This is a genomic window from Mesorhizobium sp. B3-1-9 (genome assembly GCF_006439595.1).
Classification (GTDB): Bacteria; Pseudomonadota; Alphaproteobacteria; order Rhizobiales; family Rhizobiaceae; genus Mesorhizobium.
The window spans coordinates 1-15,850 of the sequence record NZ_VFTJ01000014.1 but is presented as its reverse complement, the minus strand read 5'-3'; the positions used below and the strand labels follow the sequence as shown (position 1 = coordinate 15,850).

Sequence of the window (15,850 nt, the reverse complement as noted above, 5' to 3'; positions counted from 1 at the left end):
GTCCGGAATTGCGTAAACAAAGAGACAGGCGGTTCAGCGTTTCCGCTGACCCGCCCTAAGCGGTCTTGCGGGCCGGGCCGTGGCCAAGCGCATGATGGGAAAGCACCATGAACGGGGCGCCGGGCTCGCTTTCGACGAATAATGTCAGCGCATCCACCGGCACCGGCTGCCGCAGCACGTCGGCGAACAGGCCGTCTATCGCTGCGCGAAGACGTGGGCTTTCCTGTGGCCCGACGCGCCCCGACAGCGTCATGTGGAAACGGAAAGTGTCGAAAACATATGGGTAGCCCCATTGGCAAAGGTTGCGAAACTCGTCCGGCTTCAGCGAATCTGGGCTGCGGCGCTCGATCTCGGCCTCGGTCAATGGCGCACGGAAGCCGTCGAAGGCGCGCACGACCTCGCCGGCGAAATCGTTGATCGGGGCGAACGCGGTTTCGGGCACCAGGGCGAAGAAATCGTCGATCTGGCCGACCACGAGGCGCGGGATGACGACTGGCGGCGTGGCTTCGGCGAAGCTGTCGAGAGCGGCGCGCAGCGAAGCTTCCGTCTCGTCCGGCGCCAGCCGGAACGGCGCCTTCAGCGTCGCGTGGAACCCGTAGCGCCTGGCGGAGGCGGTATGGAAGGCGACTTCCGCGGCCGACAGATTGCCCACGGCCTCGACCGGTCGCGTCGCCGCGCCAAACGGGTCGCGGCCCAGCCAGTTGGCGGCAATGCGCGCCAGCTTCTCGTCCTGTCCCGGAGTGTAGTAGATGGCGTAGCGCATGGGCATTCCTCGTCAAGCGCGCTGCGCGCCCCGAAAGGAATATGCGACGCGCTTCAAGTCATTGTCTTGGCAAGTCGTGGCCCAAAAACGCCGGAGCGTTTGCGGCGACATGCACCGGAACCGCTGCCATAGGTGATTTCCATGACGGATTGACGAAGCTTTCGTGGGTTTTCGAAGGCAAGTCCAGCCGCAAGGTCGTTAGCCGACGATTTCTCTTAACTGGACCAACGGCTTTGCCGAACTGTTTGATCAGGCCTTCATCAGCCACTCGTGCTCGGCCGCGTTGTGGAATTTCCACGTCCGCTTCGGTCCGGCCATGACATTGAGGTAATAGAGGTCGTAGCCGTGGCAGGCCGCGCAGGGGTGATAGCCCTTCGGCACCAGCACGACATCGCCGTCCTCGATCGCCATCGCTTCGTCCAGCTCGCGCACGCCATTGCGGTCGGCGTCGGTGTAGACGCGCTGGAAGGCAAAGCCCTGCGGCGGGTTGAGCCGGTGGTAATAGGTCTCCTCGAGATAGGATTCCGCGGGGAGATTGTCCTGGTCGTGCTTGTGCGGCGGATAGCTCGACGTGTGGCCGCCGGGCGTGATGACCTCGACCACCAGCAGCGAATCCGCCGGCTTGCCCTCGGGCAGGATGTTGGTGACGTAGCGCGTGTTGGTGCCCTTGCCGCGCACCTCCTGGCCGAGATCGTCAGGTCCAATGACGCGCACCGGCAGGCCGCCGCTTAAGCCCGGCGCCGAGCAGACGGCAAGCTCCAGTTCGGTATCGGCCGTCACGGACCAATCAGCGCCTTGCGGCACATAGACCGACCAGGGCTTGCCTTCGAAGGGCGACATGCGCTCGCCGAGCAGGCCGAGGTCCTTGCCGCCGGCCGATGCCTTGCCCTTGCCGGTGACGAAGACCAGGCAGACCTCGCGGTCGCCGGTCTTGCCGGACGCCGTCTCGCCCGCTTTCAGCCGATGCAGATCGAAGCCGACATAGGTCCAGCCGGCGCTTTGCGGCGTGACGTGAGCGACGTGGCCGTGGCCCTTGTCGGTCTTGACGAGCAGTTTCGACATTTTTGTCTCCTAATTCCTGGGCGCTTCGATTTTCAGGCCTGCTTGCAGGATTTCATCGTTCATTGGACTATCGTGAAAACCGTGGAGATTGGCCGGTTTCTCTCAACTTCGTCATCCTAGGGCGGAGCAGGAGCGGATCTCCGTCGCGGAGACCCTAGGATCCATTCCGTTCCCTCAGTCGAAGAGTGCAGCGGAGCAGAATTCTGCACCGCAGCGGCTGCTTCGAAGTCACGGAATGGATCCTGGGGTCTGCGCCGCGTCGCTTCGCTCCTTGCTTCGCCCGTGGATGACGAAGCGAAAGATGTTTCAGCCAATCGCTAATGCATCCGATGCGCCATGCGCGCTGTCCGATCCGTGAACCCTCCACCCCATCGACCGCTTCATTCCCTCGGCTCGGCCGGTGGCTTGGTCTCGTCGGCCGGCTTGTAGAGATAGAAGAACTGCCACACGGCATAACCGGCGAAGCCGAGCGCGATGACGCCCCAGAATGGCGTGCCGGAGGCGAACTCGATCGCCGACCAGACCAGGCAGACCGCGACGACGGCGATGCGGCGCCACAGCGGCCGGAAGAAGGGGTGCTCATAGTCTTTCATCGCGCCAATCCAGGATTTGCCCAAAGCGCATCAGATAGACCGAGTGCCCGGACTAATCCATCATTCATGACTAATCCACCGTTCAGGCCGGAAAACCCTGCGTTTCGACCGTGTAGCCGGCGGCCGTCATCACCCGCATCAACTCCTTGTGGCCGACCTGAGCCATCTTGAGCGGCGAGTTCTTCTTCGGATCCTGCTCGGCTTCCACGACGAACCAACCCTCATAGCCATGATCGGCGAACCGCTGGACGATGGCGCCGAAATCGAGCGAGCCGTCGCCCGGCACGGTGAAGGCGCCGAGCGCCACGGCATCGAGAAAGGACTGTTTTGAGCGGTCGAGCCCCTCGATGACGCCCATGCGCACGTCCTTCACATGAACATGGTTGATGCGCTTGTGGTGGTTGTCGATGGCGCGCAGCACGTCGCCGCCGGCAAAGGCCAGATGGCCGGCATCGAGCAAAAGCGGGATGCCTTCGCCGGAATGGCGCATGAAAGCGTCGAGCTCCGGCTCGGTCTCGACCACCGCCGCCATGTGATGGTGGTAGGAAAGCGGCATGCCTTGGTCCGCGCACCATTCGCCGAATTCGGTGACGCGGCGGCCATAGGCCTTCATCTCGTCGCCGGTAAGCGTCGGCTTGGTGGCCAAGGGTTTCGAACGATCGCCCTGGATGGAGCGGCCGACCTCGCCATAGACGATGCAGGGCGCGTCGACCGCCTTGAACAGGTCGATCATCGGCTGGATGCGGTCCTTGTTCCTGGCCATGTCCTCATTGACCAGCGTGCCGGAGAACCAGCCGCCGCAAAGCGTGACGTCGGCTGCTTTCAGGATCGGCAGCATCACCTTCGGGTCGTTGGGGAAGCGGCGGCCCATCTCCATGCCGGTGAAGCCCGCCGAGCGCGACTGGCGCAGACACTCCTCCAGCGACACGTCATCGCTCAGTTCCACGAGATCGTCGTTCCACCACGCTATGGGGGACATGCCCAGTTTGGCTTTCAAGTCTTCGCTCCGATGTCAGTTCATTATGAGGCGGACGCCAGCTCAGCCTTGCCGGCTGTCCACGGCTTCCTCGTATTTCTTGCGCGCGGCGTTGACCTGGGGCCGCGCGGAGACTTCCGGCACGGCGACGTCCCACCAATGGCCGCCGGCATCGGTCGACACCAGCGGATCGGTGTCGATGACCAGCACCGTCGTCTTGTCGTTGTTTTTGGCCTTGGCCAGCGCCGTCTCCAGTTCCGCGATCGACGCCACCTTCTCGGCGACGGCGCCAAGGCTCGCCGCATGGGCGGCGAAGTCGACGTCGGGCATCACCTCGTGGCGGGCGTCCTTCAACAAATTGTTGAAATTGGCGCCGCCGGTCGCCATCTGCAGCCGGTTGATGCAGCCATAGCCGCGATTGTCGAGCAGCACGATGGTGAGCTTCAGGCCAAGCATCACCGAGGTGGCGATCTCGGAATTGAGCATCAGATAGGAGCCGTCGCCGACCATGACGACGACCTCCTGGTCGGGCCTTGCCATCTTGACGCCGAGCCCGCCGGCGATCTCGTAGCCCATGGTCGAGAAGCCGTATTCGGCATGGTAGGAGCCCGGCGCGCCTGCCTGCCAGAGCTTGTGCAATTCGCCGGGCAGGCCCCCGGCGGCATGCAGCAGCGTCACATCGGAGCCCATTGCCCGCTGCACGGCGCCGATCACCTGCGCGTCGGAAGGATAGGCCGCGTTGGTCGAGGCCGTCACCTTGGCGGCGGCGGCCTGCCATTCCGTCTTGCCCTTCAGCGCATTGTCGGTCCAGGCGGCCGGCGCCTTCCAGCCCTTCAGCGCGGAAGCCAATTCGGCCAGACCCTCGGCGGCATCGGCGACCAGCGGCAAGGCCCAATGCTTGCCGGCGTCGAAAACCTGGGTGTTCAGGCCGATGATGGTGCGGCCAGCATTCTTGAACAGCGCCCAGGAGCCGGTGGTGAAATCCTGCAGCCTGGTGCCGACGGCGAGCACGACATCGGCTTCCTCGGCCAACCGGTTGGCGGCCGAGGTGCCGGTGACGCCGACGGCGGCCATGTTGAGCGGATGATCGTCGGGGAGCGAAGACTTGCCCCCTTGCGTCTCGCAAACCGGGATACCGGCGCCCTGCACCAGCTTCGCTAGCTCTCCGGAAGCCTGCGAATAGAGGACGCCACCGCCGGCGATCACCAGCGGCTTGCTGGCGCCCTTCAGCGCCGCGACGGCGGCCGCCAGCTCGTTGCGGTCGGGGCGCAGCCGGCGCGGCGTCCAGACGCGTTCGGCAAACAGGCTTTCGGGATAATCATAGGCCTCGGCCTGCACGTCCTGGCAGAGCGAGAGCGTGACCGGGCCGCATTCGGCCGGATCGGTCAGCACCTGCATGGCGCGGTTCAGCGCCGGGATGATCTGCTCCGGCCGCGTGATGCGGTCGAAATAGCGCGATACCGGGCGGAAACAGTCGTTGACGCTCGCCGTACCGTCGGAAAAATCCTCGGCCTGCTGCAGCACCGGATCGGGCAGGCGGTTGGCGAAGACGTCGCCGGGCAAAAACAGGACAGGCAACCGGTTTACATGCGCGAGTGCCGCTGCCGTCACCATGTTGAGCGCGCCGGGGCCAATCGAGGTGGTCGCTGCCATGAAGCGGCGGCGGAAATTCGCCTTGCCATAGGCGATCGCCGCATGCGCCATCGCCTGCTCGTTATGGGCGCGGAAGGTCGGCAGCTCGTCGCGCACCTGATAGAGCGCCTCACCGACGCCGGCGACATTGCCATGGCCGAAGATCGCCCAGACGCCGCCGAAGATCGGCACTTGTCTGCCGTCGATCTCGGTCATTTGCCGGCTGAGAAAGCGGGTTAGCGCCTGCGCCATGGTCAGGCGAACGGTCTTGCTCATTGTCGTTTCCTCCGGCTTTCGTTGACGCCGTTTTTCTTATGCGGCCTTGCGGCCGCGCGCGGCAAGCCACGCCTCGGTCAGCTGCTCGAAGCGCGCGGCCATGTCGGCCACCGCTTCGTCATCGGACATCCTGCCGGCCAGCCATTGTTCGGCGGCGTTGATGAAGATGGTGCGGCCGACGGCAAAACCTTTGACGATCGGCGCGTTGGCGGTTGCCGCGAAGGCCGCGACCAGCTCGTCCTGTGGCGCTTCGAGCCCGAGCAGCACGACACCGCGGCACCAGGGATCGTTCCTGACGATCACCTGTTCGATCTTCGCCCAGGCGCCCGCCGAAGCCTGCGGCTCGAGCTTCCACCAGTCCGGCTTGATGCCCAGCGCATAAAGTTCCTCCAGCGCGCGCGGAATGGTGGTGTCGTCGAGCTTGCCATGCTTGCCGGCGATGATCTCGACCAGCAGTTCCCGGCCGACTTTCCTCGCCGCCTCGAACAAAGCGCGCAGCTTCTGCTGCTGCTCACCTTTGAGCGCTTCCGGGTCGTCCGGGTGGTAGAAGCACAGACATTTGATGCAATGGTCGACCGGCCATTCGGTGAGCTGCGAGCCGATATCCTGCGAGAACTCGAAGCGCAGCGGCCGCGATCCGGGCAATTCGACGGGACGCCCGAGCCAGGCGAAGGGATGGCGTGCGAATTCGAACATCGCGTCGCGCCCGTATTTCTCGTCGATCAACATGCCGTAGCCGTCGCGGCCGGCGGCGACTTTTGCCGCCGCCTTGACGGTGAGCACCTTGAAGTCGGGGATGCGCGAAACGTCGGCGCCGATCTTGGCGGCAACGTCTTCGAGCTGGACACGATGGTCGCAGGCCAAAGCCATCAGCGAGGGGATATCGCGCCGCCGCGTCGTCGCCCAATGGATGTGGTTGATCGCCTCGTCCTTGCGCAGCGCCAGGTGCTTGCTGCCGTGCTTCAGGAAGAACTGCAGCTCCTCGAAGGTCGGATATTCCGGCGCGCAAAGCAGGCGCGACACGGCGAAGGCGCCGCAGGCATTGGCCCAAGTCGCGGCGGTGGCAAAACTCTCGCCGCCCAGCCAGCCACGCAGGAAGCCGGACATGAAGGCGTCGCCGGCACCCAGCACATTGTAGATCTCGATCGGGAAACCCTTGCCGACGATGCCGTCCTCGAGATCGTCGCTTATCGGGCCGTCATAGACGATGCAGCCCTTGGCGCCGCGCTTCAGCACGATGGTGGCCGAGGACAGCGCGCGGATCGTCTTCAGCGCGCTCAGGCAATCGTCGGCGCCCGACGCGATCATGATCTCTTCCTCGGTGCCGACGATGAGATCGCAATCCGGCAGCACGGTCTTGAGCTGCGCCGAGACGCGGTCCGACTTGACGTAGCGCTCGAAGCCTTCGGCATGCCCGGCAAGGCCCCAAAGGTTCGGGCGATAGTCGATGTCGAACACCACCTTGCCACCCCGGGCCTTCATCAGGCGGATCGCCTTGCGCTGCGCGGCATTGGAATTGGGCCGCGAGAAATGCGTGCCGGTGACGACGACCGAACGCGCCGAGGCGATGAAGCCCTCGTCGATGTCTTCTTCGGCAAGCGCCATGTCGGCGCAGTCGGAGCGATAGAAGATCATCGGCGAGACGCCTTCGCTCTCGACCGAAAGCAGCACCAGCGCCGTCAGCCGTTCCTTGTCGGTCTTCAGCCCGTCGACAGACACGCCCTCGCGCCGAAGCTGCTCGCGGATGAAGCGGCCCATCTGCTCGTCGCCGACGCGCGTCAGCAGCGCCGAGCGCAGGCCGAGCCTTGCCGTGCCGACGGAAATATTGGCCGGACAGCCGCCGACCGACTTGGCGAAAGAGGCGATGTCCTCCAGCCGCGAGCCGATCTGCTGGCCATAGAGATCGACCGAGGCGCGGCCGATGGTGATGACGTCGAGCGGCGGGTATTTCCCTTCCACGGCTTCGCCCATTCGAACCTCCCATCGGCCTTGTTGGATAGAGCAGCGTCGTTTTGGACAGCACGCGCCAGCGACGGCGTGGTGTCGTCAATATGAAATATTAATTCCAATCCACAGTCAATATGGAATGAGCGTTCCCATGCCGAAAAGCGCTCCTCGGCGAGGCTCAGCCCTTGCGCCGGCGCCCGGCTTCGCGGCGCTTCTCGCCGACGGCGACGGTCAGCGCCATGGCCAGCGCCATCGTCGCCGAAATCGAACGGAAGCCGCCGAAATCGGCCTCGGCGACCTCGAACCAGACCTTTGCGAACTGCGCCAGCGGCGAGAAGGACGAGTCGGTGATGGCCACGATCGGCACGCCCTGTTCCGCGATCGAGCGTGTCTCGTCGATGGTTGCTGGCGCGTAAGGCGAGAAGCTGATGGCGATGACGGCGTCGCGCGGCGTGGCGAAGCCGATCATCTCGGCGTTCAGCCCTGCGGCCGATTCCACCAGCTGGTTGCGGATCTTGAGCTTGCCCAGCGCATAGGCGATGTAGGACGCCACCGGATAGGAGCGGCGCTTGGCCAGCACATAGATCGTCTCGGCCTTCGCCAGAAGCGCCACCGCTTCTTCGAAATGCGCGTCGTTGAGCGCGCGAGAAATATCGCCCAGCGAGGTGCTGGCGGCGGCGACGAAGCCGTCGAAGATCGCCCGATGCCCGCCGCCGTCCTCGGCCTTGGTGCGCAGCGCCGCCAGCCGCTCATCATAGGAGGAGTTGCGTTCGCGCAGCCGCTCGCGGAAAACCTGCTGCAGGCTGGTGAATCCGTCGAAGCCGAGCTGCTGGGCAAAACGGATCAGCGTCGAGGGCTGAACGCCGGCCGAGGCGGCGATGCTTGCCGCCGTGCCGAAAGCGATGTCGTCGGGGTTGTCGAGCGCATAGGCGGCGATTTGCGCGATGCGCTTGGGCAAGCTCGTGCGCCTGTCCAGGATCGTCGCGCGCAGCGTTTCGAAATCGCGAGGCACCCGTTCGTCCATCGTCGCTCCGCCCACGCCCATAAGGTTTGCCCCTCTCCTGCCTCATCATAACGAGTTCGCGCAAGAACACCATAAAAAATGATTTGGATGTTCCATTCTTTACCAAAATGGACTAATTCATCCACATCAGTATTTCCCCGGAGCGATTCCGCTTTCACGGAACCGCTCCATCTGTTTGTTGACGCAATTCCGGACGGAAAACCGCTCGGCACTTTTCCTGGAATTGCTCTGGCGGAGACAATCGACATGGTCGGAGTGGGCCTCATCGGCACGGGCTTCATGGGCAAGTGCCACGCCATCGCCTGGAATGCGGTGGGCACGGTCTTTCCCGATGTCGAGAAGCCGAAACTGGTGCATCTGGGCGAGGTGAATGACGAGCTTGCCCGGCGCAAGGCCGGCGAATTCGGCTTCGCAAAAGGCTCCGGCGACTGGCGTGCCGTGGTCGAGGATCCGGACGTCGAAATCGTCTCGCTGACCACGCCCAACCAGTTCCACCCCGAAATGGCGATCGCCATCCTGGAAGCCGGCAAGCATCTGTGGTGCGAGAAGCCGATGGCGCCGAGTTTTGCGGAGGCCGAGACCATGGCTGCCGCGGCGAAGCAATCCGGCAAGGTCGCCGTACTCGGCTACAACTACATCCAGAACCCCGCCATCCGCCATATCGGCGCGCTGCTGGAGGAAAAGATCATCGGCGACGTCAACCTCGTGCGCATCGAGATGGACGAGGATTTCATGGCCGATCCGGAAGCGCTGTTCTTCTGGAAGCACGAGGCTTCGTCCGGTTATGGCGCGCTTGACGATTTCGCCGTCCATCCGCTGTCGCTGATCAAGGTGCTGTTCGGCCGTGTTTCCCGCGTCATGTGCGACATGGTCAAACCCTATGCCGACCGCAAGACCGCTTCCGGCGCCCGCCGCGCGGTCGAGACCTACGACATCGCCAGCGTCTTGATGCATCTGGAAAACGGCGTTGCCGGCACGCTCATGGTCAATCGCTCGGCCTGGGGCCGCAAGGGCCGCATCGCCATCCAGATCTTCGGCTCGAAGGGCTCGATCCTCTACGACCAGGAGCGGATGAACGAATTCCAGCTCTACCTCACCGCCGACCGGCCGACCGAACAGGGCTACCGCACCGTCCTGGTCGCGCCGCACCACAAGCCCTACGATTCCTTCCTGCCGGCGCCCGGCCACGGCCTCGGCTTCAACGACCTCAAGATGATCGAATGCCGCGAGCTCTTGATGCGCATCGCCGACAGGCCGGCCCGCATCATCGACTTCGACGAGGGGCTGGAGATCGAGCGCACCGTGCATGCCATGGCGCGCTCGTTCCAGGAGCAGCGCTGGGTCGATGTGAGATAGGGCAGCGGGCAAGGCGTCACGCCTTAGAATCGGACCGGCTCGAAGCGGCCGGACTTGGCCGAGGCAAGTGCTGCCTCGCACAGGATCATCGCCTTGCGCCCGTCCGCCGCGCCGACCGCCGGCTTCCGCCCTGCGGCGACCGACTGGATGAAATGATCGACCTCCGCCTCGTAGGATTGGGCATAGCGCTCGACGAAGAAATAAAGCGGCCGGTCTGCGGCGATCCCGTTCTCGCCGCTGAGGCTGACAGAGGTCGGAGTGCGATTGCCGGCCTGCAGCATGCCCTTCGAGCCATGCACCTCGATGCGCTGGTCGTAGCCATAGACGGCGCGCACGCTGTTGTTGATGTGGCACTGCCGGCCCGACGCGGTGCGCAGGATGAACATCGCCGTGTCGTAATCGCCGAGTTTTGCGTAGTAGGGCTCGACCAGCGACGAGCCGATGGCGAAGAGCTCCACCGGCTCCTCGCCGAGCAGGAAGCGCGCCATGTCGAAATCATGGATGGTCATCTCGCGGAACACGCCGCCGCCGCCGGCCAATGCCTCCTCGGTTTCCGGTTCCGGGTCGCGGCTGGTGATGATCACCTGCTCGACCGCGCCGATCTCGCCGGCCTCGATCCTTCGCTTCACGGCGGCGAAGGACGGATCGAAGCGCCGGTTGAAGCCGATTTGCAAGGGCACGCCAGCCTTCTCGACCGCCGCCAAGCATGCGTCCGTGCGTGCGATGTCGAGGTCGATCGGCTTTTCGCAGAAGATCGCCTTTCCCTTGGCGGCGGCCTCGACGATCAGGTCGGCATGGGTGCGGGTGGCGGAAGCGATCACCACCGCCTTGATCGACGGGTCGTTCATCACCGTTGCGGTGTCGGCGATCTCCGCGCCTGTTCCGGTGGCGATGTGCTCAGCCGCGTCACGGCGCGGGTCGACGATAGTGCGCAGGCGCACCCCCGGATGCCGGGCAAGGTTTTTCGCATGCACCGAGCCGATCAGCCCGGCGCCGAACAATGCGGCGTCGATCATTTTTCTACCTTCTGTAATGCCTTAGAGCAGGACGACGTTTCATTGAATCGTCATCCTGCTCTAACTCTTTGTTGGAGCATGATCTTTTCCGAAAACCGGTTCCCACTTTTCGGGATCATGCTCTAGTGGGCAGCCGCTTCCGCGCCGGATCCCGGTTTGGTGAAGCGCTCCAGTTCCTGCTGCAATTCGCGGATCTCGCGGCCGCCGGCCATCATGTCGAGCACCTCCTTCTCGGTGATCTCGCCCTTGCGGAACGTGCCGAGCGAACGGCCGCGGTTGAGCATGGTGAAGACATCGCCGATCGGATAGGCGTGGTGGATGTTGTGGGTGATGAAGATGACGGCGAGCCCACGCTGGCGCGCCTGCGCCACATAGCGCAGCACGATCGAGGCCTGGTGCACTCCGAGCGCCGAGGTCGGCTCGTCGAGGATCAGCACCCGCGCCCCGTGATAGACGGCGCGCGCGATCGCCACGCACTGCCGCTCGCCGCCGGAAAGCGTGCCCACCGCCTGCTGCGGATCGCGCACATTGATGCCGATCTTGCCGAGCTCGTCATAGACGATCGCATCGGCCGCCTTCATGTCGATACGCCTGGCGGGTCCCCAGCCCTTCACCGGCTCGCGTCCGAGGAAGAAGTTGCGGGTGATGCTCATCAGCGGGATCATCGACAGGTCCTGGAAGACGGTGGCGATGCCGGCGTCCAGCGCCTGCCTGGGGGAACTGAACGTTACCGGCTTGCCGTCGACATACATCTGGCCTTCGCTCGGCGTGTGCACGCCCGACAGCGTCTTGATCAGCGTCGACTTGCCGGCGCCGTTGTCGCCGAGCAGGCAGTGGACCTCGCCCGCATGCGCGGCGAAAGACATGTCGCGCAGCGCCGTCACCGAGCCGAAGCGGCGGGTGACGTTGCGCAGTTCGATGAGCGGAACGGGCTCGGCCATCTGTCAGCGCGCCTCCGTCGCCTTGCGGCGCACGTAATTGTTGACCAGCACGGCGATCAGCAGCATCGAGCCGAGGAAGACCTGGAACCAGTCGGTGTCGATGCCGGTGTAGAAGATGCCCATCTCCACCGTGCCGAAGATCAGCGCGCCGAACATGGCGCCGATCGCCGAGCCGTAGCCGCCGGTGAGCAGGCAGCCGCCGATCACCGCCGCGATGATCGCCTGGAACTCCTTCTGCGTGCCGCGCAGCGTGTCGGCGGAGCCGGCTTCCAGCACCTGGATGACGGCGAACAGCGTCGCCGACAGCGCCGTGCCGATGAACAGCAGGATCTTCACCCGGTCGACCGGCACGCCGACATTGCGCGCCGCGCGGTCGTCGCCGCCGACGGCGAACACCCAATTGCCGAAGCGCGTCTTGACCAGCAGCCATGTGGCGAAGGCCGTCACCGCCACCCACCACAGGATCGACATCGACAGGCCCTGCACCATCGCCGAGCCGTCGGGCCGGGCGTCGATCACGCCATGCGAGGCGAGCCAGGCGAAGACCGGCGCGCCGAACTTGCCGCCGAACAGCCAGACCACGAAGCTGCCTTCCTGGCCGTCGGTGATATAGGGGATCTGCGTGCGCCCGGTGACGGTGCGCGTGATGGCCAGCGTCAGCCCGCGCAGGATGAACAGGCCTGCCAGCGTTACGATGAAGGAGGGCAGCCTTGTGCGCACCACAAGGATGCCGTTCAAAGCGCCGACGATGATGGCGATGACGAAGGCGATCGCCACCGCCGCGGGGATCGACAGCCCGAACTGGGTGACGCAAAGCCCGATTGTGACGCTGGCAAAGCCGATCATCGAACCCAGCGACAGGTCGAACTCGCCGCCGATCATCAGAAGCGCGACCGCCGCGGCAAGGATGCCGAGCTGCGCCGACACCTGCAGGAAATTGGCGATGCCGGCCATCGAGAACAGGCCGCTATTGCCGGCTGTGATGCCGAAAGCGAGGAAGACGATGACCGTGCCGGTGATGGCGCCGAGCTCCGGCCGCCGCATCAGGCGCACCAGGCGTCGCGAAACGGGCTTCGGCTCGGGTGGATGGGCCGGGTTCAGTGCATCGGTCAAGATCGTCATCCCAATAAGCGTCCAGGGCACCCCAGGAAAAATCCGAAGCGGCAGGTTCGGCGGCTTCGCCTTGGCTTCCGTCCGGATTCCGCGTCCAACAAGTGCCCGCCGGCCAGAGCATGATGCCGAAAAGTGTGAAGCGGTTTTCGGACGACATCATGCTCTATCTTAGAGCGCCAGCGGGCCATTATAGCATCAGCGGATGCCGGCCTTGCTGAGATCACGTACGGCCGCGGCATCATCCTTCATGATGAAGGACGGACCGGTGCGCACGGCGGAGGTCGGGAAGGTCTTGTACATCGCCTTGTTGGTCAGGAAGACGACGGGATAATAGCCCATCATATATTGCTGGTTGTCGATGCCGAACATCATCGTGCCCTTGGCTACGGCATCGAGGATCTCGGGCGACAGGTCGAAGGTGCCGATCTTGTAGTTGCCGATCGTGCCGGCATCCGAAAACATCTTGAGCAGCGGCGCCGCGACGGTCGGGCCGAGCGTCAGCACGCCGGTGACGTCCGCATGCGCGGTGAGGTAGCCTTCGACACGGCGCGTCACGTCCGTCGGGTCCATGGTGGCCGCGACCACGTCGGAGGAGCCGCCGCTCTTCTTCAGCCCGTCATTATAGCCTTCGCAGCGCTTGTCGAGGCTGACATTGCCGACTTCGTGGTTGATGCAGATGCCCTTCTTGACGCCGGCCTTGGCCATGATCTCGCCGGCCTTGACGCCATTGTCGTATTCCGAGCCGCCGCCGACGAAGAGGTCGAGGCCCCAGGGCTCCACCGCTTCCTCGCCGCTGTCGATGACCACCACCGGGATGCCGGCGGCCTTGGCCGCTTCCACCGGCGCCTTCAGCGCGTCCATGTCGGGGATGGAGACGACCAGCCCGTCCGGCTTTGACGCGGTCGCCGCCTCGATCATGCGCGCCATGCGCACCACGTCGAAGGTTTCCGGTGCCTGGTATTCGACCTTGACGCCGAGCTGCTGGGCGGCGGCCTGCATGCCGTTCTTCACCACGCTCCAATAGACGTCGTTGGCCTGGCCGTGGGTGACGAAGACGATGCGCACATCGCTTTCCTTCTTCACCTGGGCTGGCGCAGGCAGAATGCCGACGCCGGCAAAAGCAAGCGAGAGCGCCGCGGCGCCGAGCACATTCCGGATCGAGAATAAGGCACTCATAGTGGTTCTCCTCAGTTGTTGTTGTGTTCCCAAAGTCTTGGCCTCGACCCTCCCTGGTCAGGCCATTTCGTCATGATTGCAGGTCTCTCCTTGCGGGCACGATCATGCCCGGAAATCCCGGAGCGAGCCGCGGCGGATGGACAATCCTTCCACGAAGGCCATGAAGTCCGGGTCTGGAAGCAGCTCGAATTCGTCGATGCGGATCTGCGCCGAGTTCGGTTCGATCTCCTCGATCTCGCCGGGCGCATTGGCGTGCAGGCAAAGGAAATTGAGCCCTTCGCCGATCTGGTTGAACAGCGCCTCGTAGCGCGCGTGGGCCGGCTGGTTGCGATGCCAGGGCGTTTCCAGAACGACGCTCGCCAGCGTCTCGCCGGCTTGCTCCAGCCGTTTCCCCGGCGCGGCATAGACGCCGTCGTCCAGCTTGCCCAGATTATGGATCGGCCCGTAGACCGCAATGCTTCTCGGAAACAAAGTCGGCAGGCCGTAGTCGATGCCGACCGCTGCATAGCGGTCGACGAATTCGGGCGAGAACACCGCGCCCATATGGCCATCGATATGAGTGAGCGAGAGCCCGGCGGCCAATGCCGCTTCGATCTGCGCCCGCATCTCGGCCTCCACGGCTTCCGGCTCACCCTTGGCGCGCAATTCCGGCACGGAGCGGAACAGATAGCCGTCGCCATCGACGATGCCCGACGCCTGGCTCGCCTTGGTCAGCGGCCGCCAGCGGTAATATTTCTTCTCGGAGGTCAGCGTGATGTGGACGCCGAGATTGAGCGAGGCGTCTTTCGCGCCTTCCTCGGCGATCTCGAGGAACCAGGGGCAGGGCACCATCACCGAGCCGCTGTCGACCGCGCCGGCGCGCTTCAGCTTCAGATAGGCGACATTGGCGCCGTGGCACATGCCGACATCGTCGATGTTGATGACGACCTTGCGTTCAGCCGGCATGGCGGACCTCCTGTGCGCGCTCGTGCACGTAGAAGCCCGCGCCTTGCGCCAGCCTCTTCAGGTTGCGGTAGCCCATCGTGGCATAGGTCAAGGGATGCGCCTTGGCCGGGTCCTGCTCGGCTTCGACCACCAACCAGCCGGAATAGCCCTGGTCGGCGAGGATCTTCAGCAGCGTCGGATAGTCGATCGCGCCGTCGCCCGGCACCGTGAAGATGCCTTCCATCACCGCGCCCATGAAGCTCATGTCGGCGTCGCGCGCCTTCTTCAGCGCCGCCGGGCGCACATCCTTGCAATGCACATGCACGACGCGCTCGACATGCCGGCGCAGCAATTGCTCCGGGTCACCGCCCGAAAAGGCGCAGTGCCCGGTATCGTAAAGCAGGCCGACCGCCTCGCCGCTTGTGTGCATCAGCCTGTCGATCTCCGCGTCGGTCTCGACGATGGTGCCCATGTGGTGGTGGAAGGCCATGCCGACGCCGAAATCGGAAAAACGCTCGGCGAGCCGGGTGATCTTGGCGCCATAGGCCTTCCATTCCCCATCCATCAGCTTCGGCCGCTGCGAGATCGGGTCGTGGATCGCGCCATGCCGGCCGTGCGAGGTGTCGGCATAGACGACGCGCCTGGCGCCGAGGTCTCGAAGCAGCGTCAGATGCGGCCGGATCGCCTCGAATTCCTCGTCGACATCCTTCTCGCAGATGCGGCCGTCATACCAGCCGGAGACCAGCGCCAGCCCGTAATGGTCGAGGATGGGCCTGAGCGCGCGGCTGTCGCGCGGGAACTTGCCGCCGAGCTCGGTGCCGGCATAGCCGGCCTCGGCGGTTTCGCTGAGGCAGGTCTCGAGCGGCGTGTCGCCGCCCAGTTCCGGCACGTCGTCATTGGTCCAGGTGATCGGGTTTATGCCAAGTCGAACTGTGGTCATTGCTCGCTTTCCGCCCCGCAGCCGGGGACGGCTGCGGGGTGTCTGGTCTCGGGAGGAGATGGCTGCGATTGCTGGCGACAGGGCGCGAAACCCTGCCGTTTCGTTTGGCAG

The 15,850-nt window shown here is 64.5% G+C and carries 14 protein-coding genes; 1 reads left to right on the top strand and 13 read right to left on the bottom strand.

Features of this window, described 5'->3' with window-relative positions; all coding sequences use genetic code 11:
* Nucleotides 1-55: 55 nt before the first annotated feature.
* The 7 genes from FJW07_RS22050 to FJW07_RS22020 form a co-directional block, all read right to left on the bottom strand.
* Nucleotides 56-763 carry a DUF1045 domain-containing protein gene (locus FJW07_RS22050; RefSeq protein WP_140858768.1) on the bottom strand — a complete coding sequence of 236 codons (708 nt, stop codon included), beginning with the start codon at nucleotides 761-763 and terminating at the stop codon, nucleotides 56-58.
* 249 nt (nucleotides 764-1,012) lie between these two features.
* Complete coding sequence (gene iolB / locus FJW07_RS22045; protein ID WP_140858767.1) at nucleotides 1,013-1,825, bottom strand: 5-deoxy-glucuronate isomerase; 813 nt, start codon at nucleotides 1,823-1,825, stop codon at nucleotides 1,013-1,015.
* Nucleotides 1,826-2,205: 380 nt separating this feature from the next.
* A complete protein-coding gene (locus tag FJW07_RS22040) occupies nucleotides 2,206-2,418 on the bottom strand; it encodes a DUF3329 domain-containing protein (RefSeq protein WP_140659516.1) in 213 nt (70 codons plus the stop codon).
* Nucleotides 2,419-2,500: 82 nt separating this feature from the next.
* On the bottom strand, nucleotides 2,501-3,415 hold the full coding sequence (gene iolE / locus FJW07_RS22035; RefSeq protein WP_140858766.1) for a myo-inosose-2 dehydratase: 915 nt from the start codon (nucleotides 3,413-3,415) through the stop codon (nucleotides 2,501-2,503).
* Nucleotides 3,416-3,457: 42 nt separating this feature from the next.
* The gene (gene iolD, locus FJW07_RS22030) at nucleotides 3,458-5,302 is read right to left on the bottom strand and encodes a 3D-(3,5/4)-trihydroxycyclohexane-1,2-dione acylhydrolase (decyclizing) (protein ID WP_140858765.1); all 1,845 of its coding nucleotides are present in this window, start codon (nucleotides 5,300-5,302) and stop codon (nucleotides 3,458-3,460) included.
* 36 nt (nucleotides 5,303-5,338) lie between these two features.
* The gene (gene iolC / locus FJW07_RS22025) at nucleotides 5,339-7,273 is read right to left on the bottom strand and encodes a 5-dehydro-2-deoxygluconokinase (protein ID WP_140858764.1); all 1,935 of its coding nucleotides are present in this window, start codon (nucleotides 7,271-7,273) and stop codon (nucleotides 5,339-5,341) included.
* A gap of 154 nt (nucleotides 7,274-7,427) precedes the next feature.
* A complete protein-coding gene (locus FJW07_RS22020) occupies nucleotides 7,428-8,273 on the bottom strand; it encodes a MurR/RpiR family transcriptional regulator (RefSeq protein ID WP_181182696.1) in 846 nt (281 codons plus the stop codon).
* A 246-nt stretch (nucleotides 8,274-8,519) separates the two neighbouring features.
* Between FJW07_RS22020 and FJW07_RS22015 the strand changes: the two genes are divergently transcribed.
* Entirely contained in the window at nucleotides 8,520-9,629 is a 1,110-nt protein-coding gene (locus FJW07_RS22015) for a Gfo/Idh/MocA family oxidoreductase (RefSeq protein WP_140858762.1), read from the top strand.
* A 23-nt stretch (nucleotides 9,630-9,652) separates the two neighbouring features.
* On the opposite strand, the gene iolG is transcribed toward FJW07_RS22015, so the two are convergent.
* From iolG to iolE (FJW07_RS21985), 6 genes are all read right to left on the bottom strand, one after another.
* Nucleotides 9,653-10,645: an inositol 2-dehydrogenase gene (gene iolG / locus FJW07_RS22010; RefSeq protein WP_140858761.1), complete on the bottom strand. Its 993-nt coding sequence runs from the start codon at nucleotides 10,643-10,645 to the stop codon at nucleotides 9,653-9,655.
* A gap of 122 nt (nucleotides 10,646-10,767) precedes the next feature.
* A complete protein-coding gene (locus FJW07_RS22005; RefSeq protein WP_140858760.1) occupies nucleotides 10,768-11,586 on the bottom strand; it encodes an ATP-binding cassette domain-containing protein in 819 nt (272 codons plus the stop codon).
* A 3-nt stretch (nucleotides 11,587-11,589) separates the two neighbouring features.
* Complete coding sequence (locus FJW07_RS22000) at nucleotides 11,590-12,699, bottom strand: ABC transporter permease (RefSeq protein WP_226892047.1); 1,110 nt, start codon at nucleotides 12,697-12,699, stop codon at nucleotides 11,590-11,592.
* Nucleotides 12,700-12,894: 195 nt separating this feature from the next.
* Entirely contained in the window at nucleotides 12,895-13,875 is a 981-nt protein-coding gene (locus FJW07_RS21995) for a sugar ABC transporter substrate-binding protein (protein WP_140659507.1), read from the bottom strand.
* Between the two features lie 102 nt (nucleotides 13,876-13,977).
* Nucleotides 13,978-14,820, bottom strand: a complete 843-nt coding sequence (locus FJW07_RS21990; RefSeq protein WP_140858759.1) for a polysaccharide deacetylase family protein — start codon at nucleotides 14,818-14,820, stop codon at nucleotides 13,978-13,980.
* A complete protein-coding gene (gene iolE / locus FJW07_RS21985) occupies nucleotides 14,810-15,739 on the bottom strand; it encodes a myo-inosose-2 dehydratase (RefSeq protein WP_140858758.1) in 930 nt (309 codons plus the stop codon). The genes FJW07_RS21990 and iolE (FJW07_RS21985) overlap by 11 nt, the downstream gene beginning before the upstream one ends.
* Nucleotides 15,740-15,850: the final 111 nt, after the last annotated feature.

Coding starts and splice junctions, on each gene's coding strand:
- FJW07_RS22050 (WP_140858768.1), bottom strand. CDS start 763: ATGCGCTACGCCATCTACTACACTCCGGGACAGGACGAGAAGCTGGCG.
- iolB (WP_140858767.1), bottom strand. CDS start 1,825: ATGTCGAAACTGCTCGTCAAGACCGACAAGGGCCACGGCCACGTCGCT.
- FJW07_RS22040 (WP_140659516.1), bottom strand. CDS start 2,418: ATGAAAGACTATGAGCACCCCTTCTTCCGGCCGCTGTGGCGCCGCATC.
- iolD (WP_140858765.1), bottom strand. CDS start 5,302: ATGAGCAAGACCGTTCGCCTGACCATGGCGCAGGCGCTAACCCGCTTT.
- iolC (WP_140858764.1), bottom strand. CDS start 7,273: ATGGGCGAAGCCGTGGAAGGGAAATACCCGCCGCTCGACGTCATCACC.
- FJW07_RS22020 (WP_181182696.1), bottom strand. CDS start 8,273: ATGGACGAACGGGTGCCTCGCGATTTCGAAACGCTGCGCGCGACGATC.
- FJW07_RS22015 (WP_140858762.1), top strand. CDS start 8,520: ATGGTCGGAGTGGGCCTCATCGGCACGGGCTTCATGGGCAAGTGCCAC.
- iolG (WP_140858761.1), bottom strand. CDS start 10,645: ATGATCGACGCCGCATTGTTCGGCGCCGGGCTGATCGGCTCGGTGCAT.
- FJW07_RS22005 (WP_140858760.1), bottom strand. CDS start 11,586: ATGGCCGAGCCCGTTCCGCTCATCGAACTGCGCAACGTCACCCGCCGC.
- FJW07_RS21995 (WP_140659507.1), bottom strand. CDS start 13,875: ATGAGTGCCTTATTCTCGATCCGGAATGTGCTCGGCGCCGCGGCGCTC.
- FJW07_RS21990 (WP_140858759.1), bottom strand. CDS start 14,820: ATGCCGGCTGAACGCAAGGTCGTCATCAACATCGACGATGTCGGCATG.
- iolE (WP_140858758.1), bottom strand. CDS start 15,739: ATGACCACAGTTCGACTTGGCATAAACCCGATCACCTGGACCAATGAC.